Source organism: Aliivibrio friggae, assembly GCF_057368515.1.
On sequence record NZ_CM170649.1, the window covers coordinates 1184955 to 1201445 of the forward strand.

Annotated in this window: 16 protein-coding genes; 7 read left to right on the top strand and 9 right to left on the bottom strand. The window is 37.6% G+C overall.

From position 1 onward, the window contains the following. Positions 1–165: 165 nt before the first annotated feature. Positions 166–1389, top strand: a complete 1224-nt coding sequence (gene gltS, locus AC2INI_RS18835; RefSeq protein WP_122033567.1) for a sodium/glutamate symporter — start codon at positions 166–168, stop codon at positions 1387–1389. 86 nt (positions 1390–1475) lie between these two features. On the opposite strand, the gene AC2INI_RS18840 is transcribed toward gltS, so the two are convergent. From AC2INI_RS18840 to AC2INI_RS18850, 3 genes are read right to left on the bottom strand one after another with little or no spacing between them, the layout of a single operon-like run. After that, positions 1476–3230, bottom strand: a complete 1755-nt coding sequence (locus tag AC2INI_RS18840; RefSeq protein ID WP_486306008.1) for an HD domain-containing phosphohydrolase — start codon at positions 3228–3230, stop codon at positions 1476–1478. Positions 3231–3260: 30 nt separating this feature from the next. Then, the gene (locus AC2INI_RS18845) at positions 3261–3752 is read right to left on the bottom strand and encodes a hypothetical protein (protein ID WP_486306009.1); all 492 of its coding nucleotides are present in this window, start codon (positions 3750–3752) and stop codon (positions 3261–3263) included. 47 nt (positions 3753–3799) lie between these two features. After that, the gene (locus AC2INI_RS18850; protein WP_122033565.1) at positions 3800–4222 is read right to left on the bottom strand and encodes a DUF3010 family protein; all 423 of its coding nucleotides are present in this window, start codon (positions 4220–4222) and stop codon (positions 3800–3802) included. A 439-nt stretch (positions 4223–4661) separates the two neighbouring features. Between AC2INI_RS18850 and AC2INI_RS18855 the strand changes: the two genes are divergently transcribed. Continuing rightward, positions 4662–5132 carry a CreA family protein gene (locus AC2INI_RS18855; RefSeq protein ID WP_122033564.1) on the top strand — a complete coding sequence of 157 codons (471 nt, stop codon included), beginning with the start codon at positions 4662–4664 and terminating at the stop codon, positions 5130–5132. A gap of 60 nt (positions 5133–5192) precedes the next feature. Here the strand turns inward: AC2INI_RS18855 and AC2INI_RS18860 are convergent, their stop codons facing one another. Further along, complete coding sequence (locus tag AC2INI_RS18860) at positions 5193–5819, bottom strand: OmpA family protein (protein ID WP_486306010.1); 627 nt, start codon at positions 5817–5819, stop codon at positions 5193–5195. 207 nt (positions 5820–6026) lie between these two features. Between AC2INI_RS18860 and AC2INI_RS18865 the strand changes: the two genes are divergently transcribed. Then, positions 6027–6464, top strand: coding sequence for a DUF3069 domain-containing protein (locus AC2INI_RS18865; protein WP_122033562.1), 438 nt, complete (start codon positions 6027–6029; stop codon positions 6462–6464). Positions 6465–6508: 44 nt separating this feature from the next. Further along, positions 6509–6754 carry a DUF2960 domain-containing protein gene (locus tag AC2INI_RS18870; protein WP_122033561.1) on the top strand — a complete coding sequence of 82 codons (246 nt, stop codon included), beginning with the start codon at positions 6509–6511 and terminating at the stop codon, positions 6752–6754. 5 nt (positions 6755–6759) lie between these two features. Here AC2INI_RS18870 and viaA read toward each other — a convergent pair whose 3' ends face one another. Then, a complete protein-coding gene (gene viaA / locus AC2INI_RS18875; protein WP_486306011.1) occupies positions 6760–8208 on the bottom strand; it encodes an ATPase RavA stimulator ViaA in 1449 nt (482 codons plus the stop codon). 33 nt (positions 8209–8241) lie between these two features. Next, positions 8242–9891, bottom strand: coding sequence for an ATPase RavA domain-containing protein (locus AC2INI_RS18880; protein ID WP_122033559.1), 1650 nt, complete (start codon positions 9889–9891; stop codon positions 8242–8244). A gap of 198 nt (positions 9892–10089) precedes the next feature. Here AC2INI_RS18880 and AC2INI_RS18885 point away from each other — a divergent pair, with 198 nt between their 5' ends. Then, positions 10090–10527 (top strand): GtrA family protein, encoded by a 438-nt coding sequence (locus AC2INI_RS18885; protein WP_486306012.1) that lies wholly within the window; start codon positions 10090–10092, stop codon positions 10525–10527. Positions 10528–10601: 74 nt separating this feature from the next. Here the strand turns inward: AC2INI_RS18885 and AC2INI_RS18890 are convergent, their stop codons facing one another. Both AC2INI_RS18890 and AC2INI_RS18895 read right to left on the bottom strand, forming a co-directional pair. Next, positions 10602–12029, bottom strand: a complete 1428-nt coding sequence (locus AC2INI_RS18890) for an ArnT family glycosyltransferase (protein WP_486306013.1) — start codon at positions 12027–12029, stop codon at positions 10602–10604. A gap of 11 nt (positions 12030–12040) precedes the next feature. Then, positions 12041–13066 (bottom strand): glycosyltransferase family 2 protein, encoded by a 1026-nt coding sequence (locus AC2INI_RS18895; protein ID WP_486306014.1) that lies wholly within the window; start codon positions 13064–13066, stop codon positions 12041–12043. 189 nt (positions 13067–13255) lie between these two features. Here AC2INI_RS18895 and ltaE point away from each other — a divergent pair, with 189 nt between their 5' ends. Further along, positions 13256–14260 carry a low-specificity L-threonine aldolase gene (ltaE, locus tag AC2INI_RS18900; RefSeq protein WP_486306470.1) on the top strand — a complete coding sequence of 335 codons (1005 nt, stop codon included), beginning with the start codon at positions 13256–13258 and terminating at the stop codon, positions 14258–14260. 65 nt (positions 14261–14325) lie between these two features. On the opposite strand, the gene mlc is transcribed toward ltaE, so the two are convergent. Then, positions 14326–15540 (bottom strand): sugar metabolism global transcriptional regulator Mlc, encoded by a 1215-nt coding sequence (gene mlc, locus AC2INI_RS18905; protein ID WP_486306015.1) that lies wholly within the window; start codon positions 15538–15540, stop codon positions 14326–14328. Between the two features lie 184 nt (positions 15541–15724). Here mlc and queE point away from each other — a divergent pair, with 184 nt between their 5' ends. Next, the gene (gene queE / locus AC2INI_RS18910; protein WP_486306016.1) at positions 15725–16405 is read left to right on the top strand and encodes a 7-carboxy-7-deazaguanine synthase QueE; all 681 of its coding nucleotides are present in this window, start codon (positions 15725–15727) and stop codon (positions 16403–16405) included. Positions 16406–16491: the final 86 nt, after the last annotated feature.

Below are 16491 nucleotides of genomic sequence, written 5' to 3' on the forward strand. Positions count from 1 at the left end.
TTTACTTCACGATAACCCTATCGCATTGATAAAAATGGTACTATCGCCCCTTAAAATCAGACAATATCCTTCAAGGTAAATGCATTAAAATACATTTATTCTTCATTTATTTTCGTTAGTGTTATTTAATGAAAAAAAGGAATGATATTTCAACGTAGGAGTACTATGTCAAACACTCTATCTATTGGCGCACTAGAATCATTTTTAATTGCCATTGCGGTGCTATTTTTAGGTCACCTAATCAATTCAAAAGTTGTGCTATTTAAAAAATACAACATCCCAGAACCGATTGTTGGTGGGTTAATTGTTGCTGTCGCTATTACGCTATTGCACTTCCAGGGAATTAACTTACAGTTCTCTTTACCATTACAAAGTACATTCATGTTGATGTTCTTTAGTACGGTTGGTCTAGCGGCAAATTATAAGCAATTGATAAAAGGAGGAACTAAAGTCTTCTTATTCCTTGCTGTCGCTTCTGTTTACATCATTATCCAAAACGGTATTGGTGTCAGCCTTGCTAGCTTAATGGGACTTGATCCGTTAATGGGATTAATTGCAGGTTCTATTACACTATCTGGTGGTCACGGAACTGGTGCAGCTTGGTCGCAGACGTTTGCTGAAACGTATCATCTAAATACGCTTGAGCTTGCAATGGCATCAGCAACGTTTGGTTTAATTATGGGTGGATTAATCGGTAGCCCTATTGCTCAAAAGCTAATTCATAAACATAAGCTTGAATCTGAATACGGCACAGGAATCGATACACATACCCGCTTCCCTGAAGTAGTAACCTATAATGAACGCGAAGAAGAAAAAGTCACCGCTAAAAAAGTAATTGAAACTCTATTCGTACTTTTACTTTGTGTTGTGGGTGCTGGTTATCTTGGTGATTTTGTAGCTACCTTTGATATTGCGTGGCTAAAAATCCCTGATTTTGTCTACGCCTTGTTTATTGGTGTATTCATTACCAACATTACTGAAGTGACTAAGGTTCATAAAATAGATACTGAGACCGTGGATATCTTGGGTACTGTCTCACTGGCTCTATTTTTAGCTATGGCATTAATGAGTCTAAAATTATGGAATATCTTTGATTTAGCCATTCCATTGTTAGTTATTCTGTCGGTTCAAACTGTTGTATTAGCATTGTTCTCATACTTTATTACGTTCCGTGCTATGGGCTCAAACTATGATGCGGCTGTAATGGCAGGCGGACACTGTGGCTTTGGCCTAGGTGCAACGCCTACCGCGGTAATGAACATGGGATCATTAGTTTCTCGTTTTGGTCCCTCTCCACAAGCATTTATGGTAGTACCTATTGTAGGTGCGTTCTTTATCGATATTGTAAATTTAATTATTTTACAAACCTACATTAGCTTTATTGGATAATCTTTATTTCAAATAACAAAAAGCCGACCATTCAGTTTTGAATCGTCGGCTTTATTTGTATGAGTTCACAGCGTATAGTTAACAATTCAATCTGGGTATTGTTGGCGTATATCTACAAATTCATCTATATTTCTAAGAAACAAATCGCATAATTCTGGATCAAATTGCTTCCCACACTCTCGAGTAAACAGCTCAACAACCTTTTCTAGCGGCCATGCTTCTTTATAGCAACGTTTACTCATTAATGCATCAAACACGTCAGTAATGGCAGTAATACGAGCAAAAATATGTATCTCATGTTCGGCGAGTTTATTTGGATACCCTTTCCCATCCCAGCGTTCATGATGTTCCAATGCTATTCTAGCGGCCGATTGCATTAGTTCGCCATCACCAGAGCTTAACAACTTATAGCCAATTTCAGTATGAGTTTCAATAATCACTCTTTCTTCTTGGGTTAATCTTCCAGGCTTATCCAATATTGCTTCAGGGATCCCAATTTTACCAACATCATGCATTGGGCTTATCACTTCAATAAGTTTATATTCACTTTTAGGCAAGCCATATATCTTACCTAACAATCGTGACATTTTAGCTACACGACGTACATGATTTCCCGTTTCTCCTGAGCGTGTTTCAATCGCCTCTCCGAGAACTTCAATCATTTCCCTTTGTACGTTTAACGTTTTATTTTGTAGAGCTAAAATATGTGACTTGTTCTCGTTCAATTCTTTTTTACGACGAATAGCGATGAACTGAGTAATAATTATCCCTAACATCATTGCGATTAAGAGAACGGTTACCGTGATTATATTTCTATTTTCATAAAGGTATGAGGATGGTTTATTTACAATCCTTGATGCGTATGGCAAATCTTCTTTTTCTAACTTAAACTTTTCAACTACCCCATGCTCAAAGACAAATCCTTCCCATGCGGTAGGAAAATCTATCACACTATCAATCAATGAAAATTTCAATTTATGGCTTAGTGATAAAATCGATTGAACGCCTAGTGAGTATGAACGGTTAACATAACCACCTAGCACACCATAGCCAATATAATGTTCCCAAAACACAAAGATTGGCGCTGAACTATTTTTTGCTAATATAGAAGCCACCGACGCATAATCATAATATCGCCCCTGTTGTAATTCAGTATTATAGTGCGTTAAAAAAACTACCGATTTAGGAGGAAGTTGCGATAAGAATAATGCGGCTTCTGCCAGAGGTTTATCACTAATGGTAATGATGGTTAAATTTGGAAAGTTTTTTGCTTCATTTAAAAATCGACGGCGGATGAGTTGAGACGTTAAACTATCATCGCTAAGCAGATAAACGTTTTTTGTTTGAGGAAAAAGAGATTGAACCAATTCTAAATTTTTAGAAATATGGTCCCTTTCATAATAAACCGTGGTTCGATCTTTTAACGAACCGAGTTCAATATTAAGATTATTTATACCAACAGCAACAATAGGAATGCTAGGAAATAACTGGTCGCCATTTTGAATAAGAAAGTTGAGTCCATTATCATCAGAAACAACAATCGCATCAAAGTAATCTCTTGTGTACTTAGCTTCTAAATAAATAGTATATTGCGCTCTATACTCATTACCTTTAATTCGTTTTGAATCCATATACTCAATGGACAGTCGAATTGGTCTATCACTATTTTTAATTGTGTTTTTTATTCCGTCTTCAATATTTTTGGTCCACTCATAAGAAGGACTGTATGAGTGTAAAACCAAAATATTAATCGGTTTATCTGTACCAGCAGCCTGCGCAGCAGAACTCAACGAGAAAAACACTATAAATAAACTAAACAATAATGAAGAGTAATTACGCATACATTTATCGCTCAATAAACAAACAAAAAATTAGTTTTTAATGCAAGTCTTAAAGGTATTTTTAAATTTGATAGACTGCTGAGCCATCACTGCACTTAAAAAGCCACTTTCATTGATAGTATCACTGGTTAGCGCGATGTCAGAAACATACATGATATCTTCAGCAACGTGAGATAAACATGCTGCGATCGGTTTCATACCATCAAGAGCAACAAACAATTGATACTCATCACACAGATCAATTTGAGTTAAAAACTCAAGCATATCATCGTATTCGGCAGTCCATTGACTTGCCACTGTCATTGCCCAACGAATAGTTAATCTATGTTCTGTAACAGGTAAAACGGATACTGTCTCAGGAAGGGAAACTTCAGAGAATAGATGTTCTACAGCGTCTTTAGCAGGTTGCTTTAAGTAAACATCGCGACCTTTTACACTTTCAGGTGTAGGAAAGTCAACATTAACTTGATTTACTAACCAAGCCAGCTTTTGCTGATGGAATGTTTCAGAATTAATCGTCATAGCACCTACAAAAAAGGATGGTTACCCATCCTTTATATCATTAAATTTTAGAGGTTTAAGAAAGCATAAGCAGCTTCATATGCTTCTTGTTGGTAACCTTTAAGGCCAATCTCTTTTACACGTACCATTTCAGGTGCACGTTTAAGGCTTGCTTTTTGGTCTGCTGCAGTTAGTACTTCAACTTCAATGTCATCAATAAGTTGAATAGCGGCTTCTAGTTTAAAACCAACAGCGCCACCAGCAAATTTACCTTTCATCAAACGTTCTTTAATTACAACCGTTTCAATTTGGTAATCTTGCATTAATTTTTTAAATTTAAACTGAAAATCACGGATAGATTCCGTTTTAGATGGCTCAGTAATATCAAATTTAGCAACACGACAATCTGGTAGGTCAATCATGCCATCTGATTTATTCACTAAACAGATGATTGCTTCATTACCTTTAAGCTCTACGCCACATACTTTCATTTTAAAATCCTAACAATGTCTTGAACTTATTGATTATAAGCTTAAATTAATTAAATAGATACGTTGAATCTAACAATAAAAATGAGCTACTAAAAATCATTGCCCCCAAATATTACAAAAATCAGGAACACACATTCTTTGTTGTGGTGCAGAACTACAACCGGCCATTAATGCTGCCATCATCAAAACGGTAATGATTTGTTTTTTCACAATATAATCCACAATCAAATTCTATAAAATAAATACTAGCGTATTTCTAATAAATGAAACACTCATATTTACCCTCTTTTAGCTCTACGTACCTTAACAAGTAATCACTGCTAATGAGTAGAAACCTCAACGCCTAATAAAAAGGCTTTGACCTCAAAAGAGATCCTCTTCACTAAAAAATCACATTTAATGTTATAGTTACTGTATCGCCCATTTAGAGAATAACTTTATGAAAAAATTACTAATAGCGTTAAGTATTGTAGGATTACTTGCTGGCTGCTCAGATAACGAGGTTGGCGATGTGTCGCTAGGCTTATTTACTATGAAAGACATCAAAATCTCAAACCTTGATGATGACAAAATTCCTGGTGTGACTTGCCACATTGCTTCAGTTGAAGCGAACTTAAGTCTAGCTGACCCAAGTGACTCTTCAATCTCATGCCGTCAAACGGGCGAGATTACCCCTGAGATGATAGCTCAAATTGATAGAGGTAAATCAGGTGAAGTTGTGTTCAAGCAATCGAAAAGTATTTTCTTCAAATCGATGAAAGTTAGACGTATCTATGATGCAGAAAACCAAACTCTACTTTACTTATCTTATACAACTAAAGAAACCGAAGGTAGTTTTAAACACAGCCTGTCTACAGTACCACTGTGGGGTACTAAGGCATATGTAGAGCCTGTAATCTCTACTCAATAATATAAATCACAAACTGGATAATGGTTTCCCCTATCCAGTTTGCATTTTATCTCTCAATTTCTACCAATGAATTTTCAGCACGGTAATCTCTACTCGGCGATTGCATTTTCGTCCAAGAAGCGTCTCGTTGTCACATAATGGTAAATACTCACCAAAGCCACGAGAATAAAGCTGTGCAGCATTCAATTTATTGGCTAATAAATAACGACGAACTTCGTTTGATCTCATCTCTGACAAATTCTGATTATTAACCGCATTACCCGTTACATCAGTGTGTCCATCCAATACCAAAGCAAGTTCAGGTTTTGTTGCCATAACAGAGATAAGTTTATTTAATAAGTTTTTTGCTAATGGCGTTAATTCCGCTTTTGCACTAGAGAAATGAACCTTCTCTTGAATCGAAATTACAAGCTGATCATCACTCACTTCATGATAAGTAACACCTAACTCAGTTAATTGTTCTGCCACTTTTCTCATATCATCATCTTTTAGCTCGCCATTTGGCCCAGTTAGCGTATGAGTCACCTCTACAGATTCTGTTTCCTCTGCTGATGACTTATAAGGGTCTTCAAATGTTGGGTGTGGCGTCTCTTCTTTAGTTTTAGGTGCTGTATCTAATAAAGAGTTACCTTGATAAACACAGCCCACTAATAATAATGAAGTGCAAAGTGATAAAATTCTAACCATAATTAATCCAAGTATTGTTATTCCTTTAAACCCTATCGGCGTTAAGAGTTATTCCTTTAAGTATAAAGCGTGACTTTGTGACCCTTATTCCTTCTTTTTGCTTCTAAATAGAACAATTACTTCCCAATTTACCTTTACTGTTATGAATAGAATTGACATTTCTTGTGGTCTGGTTACCATTTCATTTTTATATGACGAGAAATGCCCATGTCTGAAGTTGAAAATACAAAAAAAGAAGCTATTGATTTAGCAACTATCTCTCCAGAACTTAAAAAAGTAATTGAGTTTGAAAGCGTTCCTGAAGAAATGTGGCACATGCTTGTTTCTGTTCATGAAGTTGCAGAAATTGCTGTTCGTGAATCTTGGGATGAAATGCCAAGAAGTGCTCAACAAGTTCTAGATAACTTTGAGCAATTCCACGCATTAGTTTCTTTAAGCCAAAGCTACGCTGGTTATGATTTCATGGCTGAGTTCGAAACTATCGAACTTCCTGAAAACATGGACGACGACGCTAAAGCAGAATATCGCTCTCAGCTTCTTGACCAAGTTCTTCATAACTGTGTGAAAGATCTTACTAAGCAAATTAAGAAAGCACGTCGTGATCCAATCATGAGACGTGAACTTGCTGACATCTTTAAGAAGTAATTGATGTTAAAGGTGGCCAAGCCACCTTTTTTCGAGGAATTATAATGGCTCGTACTGTTCGTTACACTTATAAATCAGAAACGAAAGAGATCCCTTTTTCGTTCCGTGAATTTCACGGCCCATTTGAAGCCGCTGCGGCAGCTGAAGGCATTGATATCTCAAAATTTGATACCATGCTTAAGCAAGTGGAAATGGCATCAAGTAACCCTGGTGCAGTAAAGGATTTCCGTCACAGCTACTTTACTAAATTAGGTTTTAGTAAAGTTCGCTTTGTGAGAGATGGAGAATAACGCAATTATCTGATTTGCGTTAATCTACCTAGCATTGATGGATGATAAGACCAAGTATGGTCAAACATCGCCATTAATGCTGGATTTCCATATTTAGATAGACACACCGCATGAAAACGATTCTGACACTGTTTTAAGTCCCCTATCATCGCATCGATATGTTCAGATTGCATTGGTGCTATAAAGTCTGACAATACAACTAAATCTGCATTTTTGTATTTATCCCCGTGCATAAGCTCAATTGATTGCTCTAACACCGGTTCTAAATCTGTCCCACCATGGAATCTATACGATAAAAAGTCTGCAACTTCTTTAAGCCCGTCTTGTTTTGATAGCTCATAGGTGATTTGTTGAGTTGAAAATAAAATCACGTAACAATCTCGCTCTTCTGCCAATGCTATTTGCATTAGCCCATAGGCAAGAGCCTTAGCGCACTGCTCTGGGAAGCCACTCATTGAGCCTGATGCATCAACACAGATAACAAATGGCCCTTTCTCAATCAGAGCGTTATTTGATGCTCTTGATTGAGCAGTGACTTTACGCAATTTTCTGTCAGCTCCTTCCATACGATAATTCATTAAGCGTTTATCGACTAAGTGCTGATAAAAAATCACTTCAAGTTCAGGGTGAGATAAGAATAACGTTTCATTTGGTAATAATCGACTGAGATCATCTCCTTCCTGTATGCCTACGATATCGTCAGTAACAAAATCACTTTTCTCTTCCACCACTTTGACTTCTTCAGCAACGGCTTGTGAACGGTCATGATCTTGTGCTTCATTAGCCATACGACCCAGCTTTGCAGCTATCTCTTGTAGGCCTTTATTTTTCTTAAGAAAACGAGCATGAAGCTTCATGATATCAACATTTGACTTTGTTAATCTTGCCGATGCCATGTCCCAGAGTTTACCTATCTGCGCTTCATCACCTTCCGCTGAAACTGATTCCATCGTTTTCAGTGTTTCAATCCGTTGATATAAATCGGCTAACAGCTTCTCTTTATCTTCTTTAAGTTCTGTTAATTGCGCTTTTTTTATCGCATCGGAAAGGCTTTCGTACCAGCGCTCACAAAAAAAACGAGGAAACATTGGGTTAAATAACCCTTTGTTATTTTTTACCAATTTACTGGCTTCAATATAAAATGAAGAGTGCCATTCTAACTTAACAACCACTTCCTCTATCTTTTGATAGAACCCATCTTCACTCCAGTGTATTACTTCTTGATATAAAGCCAGCTCTTCTTGTATACGCTCAGTTTCACACACTTTTGTCATCTTGTGTTTCACTTTGCCACGCCATTTTAAGATATGGTTTTTAAGGGTGGGTTTTATATTAGGGTTAGATTTAGCCGCCGTTAAGAATTGCGGTCTTGATAAAATCTCAGTAATTGAGGAGTCTATCATCCCTGATTCGGCAACCATCACTACCAAGTTTAATGCATCTACACCTAACATAAATCTCCCCGCATACTAAGACACACCATACTTTTAAGAATAGTAATCACTAAATTTCAACATTCGACGACTTGCTCCATCAAATTGAGTTTTACAACTTTCAATACGCTGCCCCAAAAGATGCAAGCTATTTTCAATCACAGATGGCAAGCCCTCTTCTATAAAATGATGAGGCAGTGCCGCATGAAATTGCGCACGACTTTTTCTTAATTGATGCTCTGCTTCATCCAGTTGACGTTGATTATGTGCGATCTTTTTTGACCACTCGTCAAACTGAACCTGTGTAGGATCATTATGACCGACCATACCAACAAGAACAGAACGATTTGCGATATCTTTGATTACTAATCTGGAGTCAGCATCCAATTCAAACGTTAAGCTGCACAGGTTTTGATTCTGGTTTACATAACCATACACCGTGGCTCTGCCTTCTTTCATCTGCTTAGCCAGCTCTTCAGGGTTAACATACACCCAACGACTGTCCCCTTTTTCACTTTCAGAAACAGACATATTTGATTGCAACATAATAAACTTCACCAGTTGATTCGTATGACCAACGCTGTAACGTTTTCCTTTATTGAAATCAAATTCAAAGCTTTCTTTTTTCATCAAACGATTACCGCCAGATTCAATATGAAAAGCAATGCCTTGTTCAACAAGAACTTGCGCTTCCATCTCTGCGATATCGGTTTGAATCATCTCTATGTTCATTGAGACATTTTTTTGGTCAAACGCTTTGTCCGAAGCAAAAGAACGAATACTTTCTCTTACTTGCTCGCGGTTATCTGGGGTTGTCCATAAACAATCTTGAAGTAACAGTAAATCCATTGGATTAATTTCATCACGACCACTAAAGAATGCAGAGGCTTTAAGTAATTTAACTGATTTTTTCCAACGGCGATCTGAAACATATAATGAATCATCATAAGACGCATTATGTTTCTCAAGCATTGTTTTTAGCTCAAACAGTTTTTCAAATACTTCTTCGGATAGGGTCAGTCCATCAAACTCTTTTTGCCACTGATGGTATTCCGCATCTGTAACGACTAATGTTGGGTCGATTTCAGTTTCTTGGATCGTGCCCGTCATCAACATAGATTTAAAATTGTTTTTATCTTGGATTCGATTTACAAATATGCGAACTAACATACGGTCATATAAGGCGTCTAGACCACTGTCTTCATCCGGTAATTCATTCGAGGCGGAAATAAGAAGGCGCATTGGAACTGGAAGGATTTCATTACCATTTTTAAAGGTTTTTTCATTAACAACAGTTAACAAGGTATTAAGAATGGCAGGACCCGCTTTCCAAATCTCATCTAAGAAGACAACTTGAGCCGTAGGTAAATACCCTTGAGTCAATCGAACGTATTTTCCATTGTCTTTAAGTTCTTGAATTGATAATGGCCCAAACACCTCTTCTGGTGTCGAGAACCTTGTCATTAAATATTCAAAATAACTACTGTTATCAAACGCTTTAATTAATCGTTTTGCTATTAAACTTTTCGCGATACCTGGAGGACCAAGCAAGAATACACTTTCACCAGAGAGTGCAGCAAGCAGACACAACCTCATTGTATCTTCTCTTTCATATACCCCATCAGATAGCGCGGTTGTCAGTTTTTGAATACGTTCTGATAACAACGCTCGCTCTGCACTGGTTCTTATTGAGTTACCTTGCATTACATTCCCTTACATTTCAGATACCACATTTCTCTTGAGTATAATGTAATTTTTAGAAGGTACATAGTTAGATATTGATACAATCGCTTGATTAATAACCACTTCATCTACCCAATTAGTCGTATTTCTCTATTTTCACGCTTTTTTTACACTCTCAACTCTATAGTTACTCTCTATGATTTTCATGAGTTAGTGTATATGAATAAAAAGAAACCAGTCCTATTTGGGCTAGTTGGTGGGGCTGGATTTGTGGTCGATGTGACGGCTATGGCACTCTTATCACAGTGGCTACCTATATCTTCTGCTCGTGCTGGTTCATTTTGGGTGGCAGCCTCGTCAAACTGGTGGCTCAACCGTCAGCTCACTTTTAAAAAGCAACAAAGCAAAAACAAAACGAAAGAATGGTTAAAGTTTCTGACGTCTTCTTGCTTTGGCTTTATTCCAAACTGGGGCTGTTACGCTTTATTGATCCCAAAGCTGGGTTTCTTTATTTCCCTTTTTGAAAGTCTAGGGCTAAATCATGACTTATTTATCTCTACTATTCCTTATCTTTTAATGATCCCTGGCATCTTACTTGGCATGATCATTAATTTTAATTTTGCCGATAAATGGGTTTTTTCTCACACCACGCCATAGCTCTTTCAAAAAAATCCCGACCTAATCATTGATTACATCGGGATTTATTTTATCTACTTCACTTCAATTTATCCTTATGGACAATAAAGTAAGCGTCTTCTCTTAGAGTCAGCAATGGCATTACAACCGTTAATCGACTCAATTCTTTTAGTATCAATAACTACATAGCTTGGTGTTGTTATTTCTTCTTGATTTGTCACTTGCTGCGCTAAACCATCAGAGTAAAATTGGCCCGAAAATGGACGTTTACCTACATAATACAAAGGCAGTTCTGTATGGTTTGATTGTAATTTCCATGATGTAAGTAGCCCTTTCTCCGCCTGCTTACTGGTTAAGTTATTTCCTAGTAAACCCGTTACTATGATCAAGATAACCGAAATACTTAATCCACAAATCTTAACCAGAGTGAATTGCTTTTTACTCTCAAAATTAATATTCATTGCCACCAATATCGCCATAGCAGGGATCGCTGGCATGGTATAACTGGCTAATATATTTCCTGACATGGTGAATAAAATCATTGGAGCTAACATCCAACACCAAAGAAAGCTTCTTAATGATGGCTTTCCTTTTTCTGAAGCATCACCACTACGTAATCCTTTAATCGTCTGCCAAATTAATAATGGGGACCAAGGTAACGCGGCACCTAACCAATGGACCCAAATCATCCCTCTCGCTTCTTTGTGAGCAGAGCCGTATAAGTCACCTTCCCAGCCGCTAACCACAAAGCGCTTAAAGTGCTCTCCGACAATAAAGTAATCTAAGAATCCTGGAGTTTTTAATTCTGCCGCTATATACCAAGGCACAGATAAAGCAAAGAATAAACCTAATGAACTTATCCACGGAAAGCTCAATAGCAAACGCCATTGATTGTTAAATGCTAACCAACCAAATAAAGAGATCCCAACAAGAACTAAAGTTAACGGCCCTTTAGAAAGCATTCCTATTGACATTGCAACAGCAAAAATCAACCCCCACTTATAGGCTTCTTTGCTTTTCACCTCACTTTGAGAAAACTTCCAAAATGACATCATTCCAAGAGTTATTGCTAGGGTTAATGCCGTATCGGTCATTACTGAACCACCCACCACAATAAATACCGCGCTGGTTGCCGTAATTGCAACTGTCGTTAATGCTAAGACTCTGTTTTTCAATTCACTATTAACGAACCAGTAGCTCATTACTAGCATTAGTACGGTCAACAATAAATGAGGCACTCGTACTGCAAATTCATTGATACCAAATAATTCAATACCAGCAGCACTGATCCAAGTAAAGATCGGCGGTTTTCCCCAAAATGGAACGTTGTAATCAAACATTGGGGTGATCCAATCCCCCGTTTCCGCCATGATACGTGCCATTTCGCCATATCTTGCTTCAGTCGTATCCATAAGTGGGAATGAAAAGAGTGATATCAACCGAACGACCAAAACACAACCAATTAGGAGCATTGCCATCTTGCCCCATAATAACGTGTTATTTTTCTCTATATTATTGCTCATGTATTCTTAACCTAACCTAGTTTTTGTTCTACTTCAGTGACGTTGTCACTCATTATTTTATTATTTTTATCCATAATTAAATAAAGCGGTCTGCCTTTTGCTTCAATAAATAATCGACCTACGTATTCGCCCATTAAGCCTATGGAAAGAAGTTGTACCCCTCCCAATAATAAGATCACGGTGATTAATGTCGGATACCCCGCAACCATCTCGCCAAATAATACGGTTTTAAACAGCACAAATAACATCATTGCGATTGCACATGCAGAGGTAAACAAACCTGCCATTGTTGCTACTCGTAACGGTTTAGTGCTGAATGAGGTAATGCCTTCAAAGGCGAGATGGATTAATTTTGTATAGTTCCATTTTGTTTCACCTGCAATACGGGGATCACGGTTGAATTCTAATGTGGTACGACGAAAGCCCGGCCACGCAAACAGCCCTTTCATAAAGCGGGTTTTCTCAGGTAGCTGATTAATTTGATCAACTACTTTTCGATCAAGGAGCCTAAAGTCTCCGACATTTTCAGGAATTGGTAGGTCAGATAAGTTATTAATTACTTTATAGAATAGAGAGGCAGTAAATATCTTAAACCAACTTTCACCATCACGGCTTTTGCGTTTCATATCCACAACATCATAGCCTTTACGCCATTCAGTCAGCATTTCTGGAATGAGTTCTGGGGGATCTTGTAGATCGGCATCAAGCAATATTACCGCATCCCCTTTAGCTTCAACTAAGCCAGCGCTCATCGCGGCTTCTTTACCAAAATTTCGTGACAAATTTATTGTTGTAATAGTTACATGCTTTGCAGGAGATGAGAGCTCAAACAATTGTCCCCAAGAGTCATCCGTACTACCATCATTAACATAGATTATTTCAGATGCTTCGTTAAGTGATTCTAGTACTGAACAAACTCGTGAATGACACTCTATTATCGATTCACTTTCATTAAAAACGGGGATGATAACTGAGAGTTCAGCTTCTACAGAGAAAGGGATTGAATGTGGCTCTGTGACTAAAGTTAGTGCAGACATAATGATTAAGCTCGATTAATAAATACCTAATAACAGTACTATCAACGATGTATAAAAGTTGTTGTCGACATTATTTTCACATTTATAAACACTATGTTATCTTTGCTCTAAAGTGAAACATAATAATAACACTGCCATTCTGTATTCATCTGAAAATATATAATGCGCCAATGCAAGGAAGTAAACATGATTGATTTTCGCTCTGATACCGTAACAAGACCAACCCAAGCCATGCGTGATGCTATGGCGAATGCCCTAGTGGGCGATGATGTGTATGGTGATGATCCTACCATTAATGAATTAGAAGCATGGGCAGCAGAGCGACACGGCTTTGAAGCAGCACTTTTCACTTCATCAGGTACTCAGGCTAACCTACTTGGCTTAATGGCACACTGTGAACGTGGTGATGAGTATTTATGTGGTCAACAAGCGCATAATTATAAGTATGAAGCTGGAGGAGCTGCGGTATTAGGCTCAATTCAACCTCAACCTGTTGAAAACAATCCTGATGGTTCACTTTGCTTTAGTAAGCTTGAAGCTGCTATTAAACCTGATGACTTTCATTTTGCCAGAACCAAATTACTGAGTTTAGAAAACACAATTAATGGTAAGGTTTTACCTCTTTCTTATCTGGCACAAGCGCGTGAGTTTGTAAATAAACACAACTTACAACTTCACCTTGATGGCGCACGAGTTTATAACGCAGCAGTTGCACTGGATGTTGATATTAAAGAGATAGCTCAGCATTTTGACAGCATGACAATTTGTTTATCAAAAGGATTATCAGCCCCTGTTGGTTCTTTATTATTAGGCACTACAGAATATATCCAAAAAGCACGCCGCATTAGAAAAATGCTCGGTGGTGGGATGAGACAAGCGGGGATTTTAGGAGCTGCAGCAAAATTGGCGCTCACAGAGCAAGTACCACAATTAGCCATTGACCATAGCAACGCTAAGTATTTAGCAGAACAACTGAATACAGTTGCTGGTTTCAACGTTAATGTTAAGCATATACAGACGAATATCGTCTTTGCTCGTTTAGATAGTCAAATCGATATTCATGACGTTGTACAAAAAGCGAAAGAGCAAGATATCTTACTGTCTGCAAGTAACCCTATTCGATTTGTTACTCATAAAGACGTTTCAAAAGAAAATATTGATACTTTTATTGAGTTTCTTAAACGCGAAGTCTAATTGCCTACAAATAAAAATAGCAGCTCATTTCAGCTGCTATTTTATAGAATAAAAGATTATAAATATTACCCTTCAATTACCCTCATTAACAACGAACCATCACACATCGCTTGTTTCACTAACGCTGCACCCGGCATCGTTGCTTGAGTATAAAAACGACTTTCAACTAGCTTAGTGTCTTTGGCATACAGTGGCAATACTTGGTTTTGAATTGCATCCATAATCACAGGATAAAGTAGTTCTTTTGAGAGGTTAATTTCTCCCCCAATTAATACAATTTCAGGATTAAATAGATTCACCATAATCGCAATTGCTTCGCCAAGGTTATGACCTAGCTCTGTAATCACTTGTTTTGCCAACATATCTCCTGCATTAGCCGCAAGACAGATATTTTCTATTGTTATCTCTTTATTTGTTAAGGACGTTTGATGCCCATCCTTAATTAACTTTTGAACTTGGTCACGTAACGATTTAGCACTGGCTACTGTTTCTAGGCAACCTGAATTACCACAATGACATCGAGCACCCAGTTTATTGATTTTGATGTGTCCCATCTCACCAATATTGCCCGTTCTGCCTTGTAAAACTTCACCGTTCATAATGATACCAGCACCAACACCATGATGAATTGATACCAATATTGAGTTATCGTGTTCTTGAGAGTTTCCAAATAGCTTCTCTGCCAATGCCCAACTACGCGTGTCATTACCAACAAAAACAGGCAGCCCCGTTGCTTCGTGTATTTTGGGTCCTAGAGGCAAATTATCAACATTATAATGAGGCATTTGAATAACAAGGCCTTGTGTTGAAATCACTAAACCTGGTAATGAAATGGCAATACTCGTGATCCTTCCAAGCACTTTAGAATGCTTTTGAAAAAACAGTTCAATCTCAACCAATAATTTAGCAAGTAATTCATCTTGCTCTATTTCCTGAATAGTTTGTCTTTCTTCAATGAGCTGCTCACCACCTAACTCATGCAATGCAATTGTTAAGTACCCTCTGCCTAAACGTAGAGATAGAAAGTGCCAACCTTCATTATCAACTTCAAGTCCAATTGCAGGTCTTCCGCGACTATTTGCTTCTTGTACTTGCGTTTCTTTGATAAGGTGTGCATCAATTAATTCACGTGTGATTTTTGTAATACTGGCAGGAGCTAAATTACTTTTTTTAGAAAGGTCGATTCGAGAGATAGGGCCAAGTTGATCAATTAACTTATACACCCGTCCAGCATTTACTTGTTTTAAGTGATCAATGTGTCCGGGTTGGGCCACGTACATGCGTCTCTCCAATAAATAATTTTTCATCAAATTTCATTTTTTTACTTTGCGAACAAATTGTGAAGTCCAAGTGTTAACCTACGTGATGTCTATCACGAAGATTATGAAATATTTACTGAAAATGCGACTTTAACACGTATTTCAACCACCAAATTTTGTAGTTTTTTATTTGAGTAAAATAATTATGTCATCGTCAACATTTAAGATTAATGAGCTATTCGAAACCATCCAAGGTGAAGGCACATTTACCGGAGTTCCTTCTATTTTCCTACGTTTACAGGGTTGTCCTGTGGGTTGCTCTTGGTGTGATACCAAACAAACATGGGATGTAGAGCTCAGCGACCAAACTGATTTAGCCACTATTTTAGCGAAAACTCAAGATAACCCTAGCTGGACAGAGCTCACTAGTACTCAAATTATTAACATGCTTAAAGAACAAGGCTACACAGCCAAGCACATGGTTATCACAGGTGGTGAACCATGCATGTATGATTTAACGCCATTAACAGAAGAATTAGAACAGCATGGTTACCGTTGCCAGATCGAAACCAGTGGCACGTACCCTGTTCTAACATCAGAAAATACATGGGTAACCGTATCACCAAAGATTAATATGAAAGGCAAACTTCCTGTTTTAGAAGAAGCCTTAATGCGTGCAAACGAAATTAAACACCCTGTTGGTACCAATAAAGACATTGAGCAATTAGAAACACTCTTAGACGGTGTAAAACTGCTTGATGATGTCACCATTGCATTGCAACCAATTAGCCAAAAACCACGAGCAACCGAGCTTTGTATTGAAACTTGCATCAAACGAAACTGGCGACTTTCTATACAAACACACAAATATTTAGCGATTGCGTAATGGTTTTTTACAATTTCCTTGTTTGAATCATGGAATTGTCATCATTCTCGATATATGTTTACTTGATCACAGAATAAACACAACAA